The sequence below is a fragment of the Streptomyces sp. SA15 genome (genome assembly GCF_002291145.1).
Classification (GTDB): Bacteria; Actinomycetota; Actinomycetes; order Streptomycetales; family Streptomycetaceae; genus Streptomyces.
In genome coordinates, this window is record NZ_NTGE01000102.1 from 94015 (window position 1) to 101483 (window position 7469).

General features: G+C 73.3%; 4 protein-coding genes and 2 pseudogenes. 3 read left to right on the top strand and 3 right to left on the bottom strand.

Annotated features, from left to right (window positions below):
* Positions 1-145 precede the first annotated feature (145 nt).
* Both mptB and CLM62_RS52740 read left to right on the top strand, forming a co-directional pair.
* Positions 146-1540, top strand: coding sequence for a polyprenol phosphomannose-dependent alpha 1,6 mannosyltransferase MptB (mptB, locus tag CLM62_RS23660; RefSeq protein ID WP_095751903.1), 1395 nt, complete (start codon positions 146-148; stop codon positions 1538-1540).
* On the top strand, positions 1537-2913 hold the full coding sequence (locus tag CLM62_RS52740; protein WP_095751904.1) for a glycosyltransferase 87 family protein: 1377 nt from the start codon (positions 1537-1539) through the stop codon (positions 2911-2913). Before mptB ends, CLM62_RS52740 begins: the two co-directional genes overlap by 4 nt.
* Positions 2914-2972: 59 nt before the next feature.
* Here CLM62_RS52740 and CLM62_RS23670 read toward each other — a convergent pair.
* From CLM62_RS23670 to CLM62_RS23680, 3 genes and pseudogenes are all read right to left on the bottom strand, one after another.
* Positions 2973-3809: pseudogene (locus CLM62_RS23670) on the bottom strand (D-alanyl-D-alanine carboxypeptidase family protein); the annotation flags it as partial.
* A 125-nt stretch (positions 3810-3934) separates the two neighbouring features.
* Entirely contained in the window at positions 3935-5077 is a 1143-nt protein-coding gene (gene rho / locus CLM62_RS23675; protein ID WP_095751905.1) for a transcription termination factor Rho, read from the bottom strand.
* 288 nt (positions 5078-5365) lie between these two features.
* Complete coding sequence (locus CLM62_RS23680) at positions 5366-6193, bottom strand: class I SAM-dependent methyltransferase (RefSeq protein WP_095751906.1); 828 nt, start codon at positions 6191-6193, stop codon at positions 5366-5368.
* A gap of 262 nt (positions 6194-6455) precedes the next feature.
* Here CLM62_RS23680 and CLM62_RS23685 point away from each other — a divergent pair.
* Positions 6456-7469, top strand: a pseudogene (locus CLM62_RS23685) (protein phosphatase); the annotation flags it as partial.

Genomic DNA, 7469 nt, shown 5'->3' on the forward strand with positions numbered 1-7469 from the left:
CGCCGCGTGGGCGCGACCAGCCCCCACGGCCCGCAGCCGACGAACCACCCCCGAGCCACACGCCGGTCACATCTCGGCCCCCGCCCGGCAGGGCCCCCGTCGCTTTCCGGCCACCCGGCGTTGACACGCTTCCCGAGTGTTGGCCATGGCTTTTCCCGTCGATCTCCGCCGCTGCCAGGTGCTCGGTCTTGCCGGAACCGCCTTTCTCGCGGCAGGAGGTGAGAGCGCCGGAGCCCTGCCCGTCCGGGAGCTCCTCGCCCCGTCCTCCGTCCACGCCGCCCTCGGCCTGGTCGGTGTGTACTTCGGGCTCGTCCTGCTGATCGCGGCCTGGCTCCTCCTGGGAGGGCTGGTCCGCGGCGCCGAACCGCCGAGTCCGCGCGCCCTGATGGCGGTCCTCGTGATCTGGGCCGCCCCACTGCTGCTCGCGCCCCCGCTGTTCAGCCGGGACGTCTACAGCTACCTCGCGCAGGGCGCCATGGTGGACGCGCACATGGACGTCTACGCCCACGGCCCCGCGCGGCTCGGCGGCCCGCTCGCCGACGAGGTCTCCCCGCTGTGGCAGCACACGGGCGCCCCGTACGGGCCGGTCTTCCTCGGCATGGCCTCCGTGCTGTCCGGGCTGACCCGGGGCGAGCTCCCCGCCGGTGTCTTCGGGATGCGGCTGGTCGCGCTGCTCGGGGTCGGGCTGATGGCGGCCGCGCTGCCCCGCCTCGCCCGGCACAGCGGCGCCGATCCGTCCGCCGCGCTCTGGCTCGGCGCCCTCAACCCGCTGGTTCTGCTCCATCTGGTCGCGGGCGCCCACAACGACGCCGTCATGCTCGGCCTGCTCGGCATCGGCCTGGTCGCGGCGCTCGGCCGGTGGCCCGCCCTGGGCGCCGTACTCGTCACGCTGGCCGCCCTGGTCAAGGTGCCCGCCGTGCTCGGTCTCGCCGCGGTCGTCGTCCTCCAGGTCCGCGCGGGCAGCAGTCCCGCGAAGGCCGTGCTGACGACGGGCGTCGCGGCCGGGGCCACCACGGTCGCCGCGACGACCCTCGCCGGGACGGGATACGGCTGGATAGGCGCCCTCAACACGCCCGTCTCTCCGCAGAACTGGGCGCTCACCAGCCTCCTCGGCCGCGCCACGCGGGCCGTGCTGGAACGGCTCGGCAGCGACCTGGCGCCCCTGGCCGTCCCGGCCTGGCATGTCCTCGGGTCCGCGATCGCCGTGGCCGCCGTCCTGTTCATATGGCTGCGGCTGCGCGTGCGGCCGGTGTACGCGCTCGGCCTGAGCCTGGCGGCGGTGGCCGCCCTCGGACCGGCCATCCGCCCCTGGTACGCCCTGTGGGGGCTGTTCCTCATAGCCGCGGCGGCGCCGAGCACCTCGGTACGCCATCGAGTGGCGGCCGTGACGGGCGTCCTCGCGCTCGCCGTGCTGCCCAGCGGCGGTCCGGCGGACGCCGGGCAACTGGTCCTGGCCGTCTCCGGCGGCGTGCTCGCGGTGGTCGTCCTGTGGCAGGCCCGCCAGGCGGAGCTGGCTCCGGCGCCGGGGCGTACCGCATGAGGCTGCCCCGCACCGACCGCGGCCGCCTGCTGCTGGTGCTCACCCTCGCCACGGCCGTGACCGTCTTCACCGCGACCGTGCCCCTGCTGCGCGGCTGGTTCGACCTGCGCGTGTACTACGGCGCCGTGGACAGCTGGGTCCACCACGGCGGACGGCTCTACGACTACCGGGTGCCGGGGACGACGTACGGCTTCACGTATCCGCCGTTCGCGGCCGTCGCCATGCTGCCGATGGCACTTCTCGGCCTGCACGCGGCGATCGCCGCCGCTCTGCTGCTCAATCTGGCGGCCCTGGCCCTGGTGCTGCGCATCCTCACCGGACAGGCCTGGCGGCGCTACGGCTGGTACGGCTGCGCCCTGGCCGCCTGCGCCCTCGCCCTGTTCGAACCACTGCGCGACACCTTCAGCTTCGGCCAGGTGAACGTGCTGCTGCTGGCCCTGGTCCTCACGGACGCCTGGCTGCTCGCCACCGGCCGGAAGCGCTGGGTGGGCATCGGGATCGGTCTGGCCGCCGCGGTGAAACTCACGCCCGCCCTCTTCATCGGCCTGCTGCTGCTCGCCCGGCGTTGGCGCGCGGCCGCGGTCGCCACGGCCGTCGCCGTCGCGGCGACGGCGCTCGCGGCCACCGTGGCCCCGGACGCCTCGCGCTTCTACTGGACCGAGGCGATGTGGGACACCACCCGGGTGGGCCGCCTGGACTACGTCTCCAACCAGTCACTGCAAGGGATCCTGGCCCGCCTCGGCGAACCGGACCGCGCGGTCTGGGCGGTGGCGGTGCTGCTGGTCCTGGGCGTCTGGGCGACCCGGGCCCGCCGTGCGGTGGCCGCGGGGGAGTGGACGACGGCGTTCGCCCTCACCGGCCTGACCGCCTGCCTGGTCAGCCCGATCACCTGGGTGCATCACCTGGTCTGGCTGCTGCCGTCCTTCGCGGTGCTGGTCCGCGCCGGGCACCCGCGCATCGCCGCCGCTCTGTACGCGGTGCTGTGCACCAGCGTGGTGTGGCTCTGGTTCGACGACGCGTCCGGCATCGACGGATTCCTCGGCAGCAACACCTACACCTGGATCACGCTCGGCCTCCTGCTGTGGCTGCCGATCGGTCAACGCCGACGCGCCCGGCCGACCTTGGCCCGTAGCGCCAGCACCACCGCACCCACAGCCAGCCCGGCGGCGCCCGCGATCGCCCCCGCCCCCGACCAGCCCGAGCCTTCGTCCGGCGTACGGGCCACCGCCTTGGGCGCCGCGGCCGGCCGCGCCTTCGGCCTGACCCGCAACCCGTCGAGCGACCCGACCGGCTCCACCCGGCCGCCCGCGTCGAACCCCCAGTCGAGCAGCGCCCGGGCCTCCTCGTACACGGCGAAACCACCGCCCGCCTGAGGGTTCAGCACGGTCACGACGAGCGTGCGCCCGCCCCGGCGGGCGGCGGCGACAAGGGTGTGGCCGGCCTTGCTGGTGTAGCCGTTCTTGATGCCGATCAGCCCGGGATACGGTTCGACGCCGCCGGCGCCGGTCAGCAGCCGGTTGGTGTTTTGGATCATGTACGACCATCGGCCTCCGCCCGGGAACCGGGCCCGGTGCATCCCGCAGTACCGCGCGAAGTCCGCATCGCGCAGCCCTGCCCGGCCGAAGACGGCGAGGTCGTACGCCGAGGACACCTGGCCCGGCGTGTCGTACCCGTCCGGCGACAGCACACGCGTGTCGAAGGCGCCCAGCGACCGGGCCTTGGCCTGCATCCGTGCGGCCGTGGCGCGCCGGCCCCCGTTCAGTTCGGCCAGGACGTGCACGGCGTCGTTGCCGGAGCTGAGGAAGACCCCGTGCCACAGGTCGGCGACCCGGTAGGTACGCCCCTCGGTGACACCGACCCGGCTGCTCCCGGGGCCGACGCCGGTCAGCTCGTGCCCGCGGACCGTGTGCCGGACGCCGCCGGGGAGAGCCGGCAGCAGAGCCAGGGCGAACAGGGTCTTGAGAGTGCTGGCGGGCGGCAGCCTGCGGTGCGCGTCGTGCGCGGCGAGCACCTCGCCGGTGCGGGCGTCGGCCACCAGCCACGACAGCGCGGAGACGTCCGGCACCTTGGGCGCCCCGGGCCGCGGCCGGACCCGCGTGCCGGGACGGAACAGCAGGGAGGGCTGCGGCGTGGCCGCCCGCGGCCCATCGGGCTTGCCGGGGTCCGCCCCGGTGCGGGCCACCGCGCCGGCGGGGGCGAGCGCCAGCAGGCCCGCCACACAGATCGCGCAGGTCGACACGGCAGCCCGGGAAGTAAATGCGATCGTCATACCGCAAACGTAGGAATGGGCGGACCGAACACCCCGCTGGCCGGGCCGTGCGGTACGTGCGAGCACCCGGATGCCACACGTCGGACGCGCGATTCGGGCGCGGCCCGGCAGTCCGGCGCGGTCCGTCAGCCGGTGGGCAGAGTCGGCTGGATGCGGCGCAGGAAGGTCGCGTTGTCCGGGGTCTCGCGCATGCGCTGCAGCAGGGTTTCCAGGTTGGTCTGGCCGTCCCGGGTCTGCAGGGCGCGGCGCAGGCCGCGTGTGCCGTTCAACTCGGTTGCGGGGAGCAGGAGTTCCTCGCGGCGGGTGCCGGACTGGGTGATGTCGACGGCCGGGAAGACGCGGCGGGAGGCGGGCTCGCGGTTCAGGCGCAGCTCCATGTTGCCGGTGCTCTTCAGTTCCTCGAAGAAGAAGTCGTCGGCGCGGGAGCCGGTCTCCACAAGGGCGGTGGCGAGGATCGTGAGCGAGCCGCCCTCCTCGGCCAGCCGGGCGGCACCGAAGAACCGCTTGGGTCCGATCAGCGCGGTCGCGTCGACGCCGCCGCTGAGGGTGCGGCCACCGGCGGCGGCCGCGTTGTTGTGGGCCCGGCACAGCCGGGTGAGGGAGTCGAGGAGGATGACGACGTCCTCGCCGGCCTCGACGAACCGCTTGGCCCGCTCGATGACGAGTTCGGCGAGGGCGATGTGCTGCTTCGGGCTCCGGTCGAAGGTCGAGGCGTACACCTCGCCGCGCACGGAGCGCCGCATGTCGGTGACCTCCTCGGGGCGCTCGTCGAGCAGCACCACCATCAGCCGGGCCTCGGGGTGGTTGCCGGCCACGGCGGCGGCGATCTGCTGGAGGAGGACGGTCTTGCCTGTCTTGGGCGGGGCCACGATGAGCCCGCGCTGGCCCTTGCCGACGGGCGCGATCAGGTCGATCACGCGCCCGGCCAACCCGGCCGCAGGGTGTTCGAGACGGAGCCGCTCGCGCGGGTGCAGCGGTGTCAGGTCGTGGAAGTGACGACGGCGACGGCCTTCGTCGGGTGTGCGCCCGTTGACCCGGGCGACTTCGGTCAGGGCGCGCTGGGTTCCGCGCACTCCGTCCACGAGGTCTCCCTTGCGCAGGCCGTAGCGGCGGATCAGCGCGGGCGGGACCTGGAGGTCGGCGGGCGAGGGCAGGAGGTCCAGGGGCCGCAGGTGTCCCTTCCCGTGCGTGTCGATGTCGAGGACGCCGGTGGCGACCCGGGCCGGGAGCTGCTGCTGGACAGGGGGGCGTTCGAGTGTGGTGGTCATGGTGGTCGGTCCTTTCACGGACGGAAGAGCATGTGACATGCGAAAAGAAGGGAGGAAGCCGTGAGGGGAGGCGGACAGTGCGCCTCGCGACGGCGGGAACAGCACCTCGGGTACGGCAGAGAACCGGCCTTCTACGAGGTGGTGCGGGGAAGCCGACGTGCCGGCCGGGAAACGGCGGGCGTTTCGGCTGACTGAAGGGGAATTCGCACCGGCGCCCGAAACGGGGGCGTACACAAGTGCTGGTCGCAATCTACCACGCGGTGCGCGGTCGCGTCTGTGAGTTGCGACTCAGCGTTCGGCGAGCAGGCCGTACAGGAGGGGGATGCGCGGCTGGGGCAGCCGCCACCAGCCGGACGGGGTGCGGACCATTCGCGGCCAGCGCTGCCAGGGCAGTTCGTCGCTCTCACGCAGTCGTCGGACGGTCAGTCCCACCCCGGTCAACGCGTCGATGACCTCTCCTATTCCGTGCATCCACTCATAGCTGTCCGTGGCGCCCTCGACGGCCGGGCCGTCGGTGTAGGTGTGGGTCGCGTCCCGGTGCACGGGGCCCTCGCCGCCCAGATAGTCGTGGCGGAGCAGCAGTTCGGGTCCCTCGCCCGGACCGGGCTTCGGGCCCAGCGAGTTGAGCAGTGGATGAAACTCGACGATGTACAACCGGCCGCCCGGACGCAGGAGTTGGGCCACCACACCCGCCCAGCGCGTCAGGTCGGGCAGGTAGCACAGGGCGCCCTTGCCGGTGTAGACGACGTCGAACCGCCGCCCCTGAAGGGCCTCCACGGCGTCGTACACGTTCGCCCGAACGTAGTCGACGTCGACGCCGGCCTTGGCGGCGATGCCGGCCGCCGCCGCCACCGACGCCTCGGAGAAGTCCAGGCCGACGGCCCGGGCGCCACGCCGCGCGAAGGCGATCGTCTCGGTGCCCAGGTGACATTGCAGGTGAAGCACGTCGCGGCCGGCGAGCTCACCGAGGTCGTCCCACTCGAACGCGGCGAACCAGCGCTCGGGGTCGAGGTCCTGGTCGAGACCGTAGAACCGGCTGGCGAGGTGAACGGGGGTACGGGCGTCCCAGTTGGCCTGGTTGGCCCGCATGAGCCGCGCGTGCTCGTCGGTGGTCATGCCGTCATCCAACCGTGGACGGGCGGGGAGTACCAGCAGGCGGCGTTCAGGGCGCCTGTGGCGGCCATCGTGATCACTCCTTTGATCAACCCTGCCGCGCCGCGGCGGGCGCACCCCGGACGCCCGGCCGGCGGGACTGCGGCTGGGCTGATGATCAGTGTTGTGATGAGCGTCACAACAGGTCTAGGGTGAAGTCGCTTGGAGTATTCGCCGGGCGGCGCGTCGAACAGCGGCGGGACCCGGCCGTCTCCGGGTGAGGGAAGTGATCCCTTTGTCCGTCGCCTGGGACGACATCGGCGGTCTCGTCGATGCCCACGAACGTTTTCTGGCGGGTGCGCTCGTCGACTCCGCGGTCCGTGACTCGGTGCTCGACTCCTGGAAGCGATGCAGGTCCGCGGGGCTTCAGCCGCACCAGCTGCTGGTCCCCTACGCCTCGGACCTGACGCTGGAGGAGCGGTTCCTGCGCGCCGCCGACCCCGTCCTGAAGGATCTGACCGCGTCGCTCGCCCAGGTCCGCATGACCATCGCGTTGTGCGACGCGCAAGGCCGTATGGTCCAGCGGCTCGGCGGTGACCGGCAGCTGCGCGACCGTCTCGACGAGGTGAACTTCGCCCCCGGCTTCGACGCCTCCGAACGGGTCGTCGGCACCAACGGCGTCGGCACCGCGCTGGCCGAGCGCAGCCCTGTCTACGTCGTCGGCCGCGAGCACTTCGCCGACTGCCTCCAGCCCTTCGCCTGCGCGGGCGCACCCGTCCGCGACCCGCTCAGCGGCCGTATCGAGGCCATCCTCGACCTGACCTGTCTGCGTGACGACGGAGACCCCACCATGGTGCGGCTGGTCCGCGAGGCCGCCCGCGGCATCGAGGCGCGATTGCTGGAGCAGGCCACGCAGCGGGAGAAGGCCCTGCTCGCCGCGTACCGACGGGCCGGCCGCGCCGCCGGCGGATGGCCCAAGCAACCGCTGCTCACGGCCGCGGGCCACGGGAACGGGCACGAGACCTCGGACCTCGGCCGGATCGACCTGGCCGTGCTGCGGGAGAAGGCCGAGGAACTCCTCGCCTCACCGCAGCGCACCCTCGACGAGGTCGTCCTGTCCGGCGGCCGGATCGCCACCCTGCTGCGCCGCCCGGTCATGGGCGCGTCGGGCGAGACGGGTGTGGTCGTCGAGGCCCGGATCCTCGGCGGCCCACGGCTGCGCCAGGCCGGTTCGAGCGCCGTGAGTGGGCTGACCGTGCCGGGGGCGGTGGCCGTGTCGACGGCGGTGGACGTCCCGACC

Excerpts from the sequence above, each read along its gene's own strand:
- mptB (WP_095751903.1), top strand. The coding sequence starts at position 146 with ATGGCTTTTCCCGTCGATCTCCGCCGCTGCCAGGTGCTCGGTCTTGCC.
- CLM62_RS52740 (WP_095751904.1), top strand. The coding sequence starts at position 1,537 with ATGAGGCTGCCCCGCACCGACCGCGGCCGCCTGCTGCTGGTGCTCACC.
- rho (WP_095751905.1), bottom strand. The coding sequence starts at position 5,077 with ATGACCACCACACTCGAACGCCCCCCTGTCCAGCAGCAGCTCCCGGCC.
- CLM62_RS23680 (WP_095751906.1), bottom strand. The coding sequence starts at position 6,193 with ATGACCACCGACGAGCACGCGCGGCTCATGCGGGCCAACCAGGCCAAC.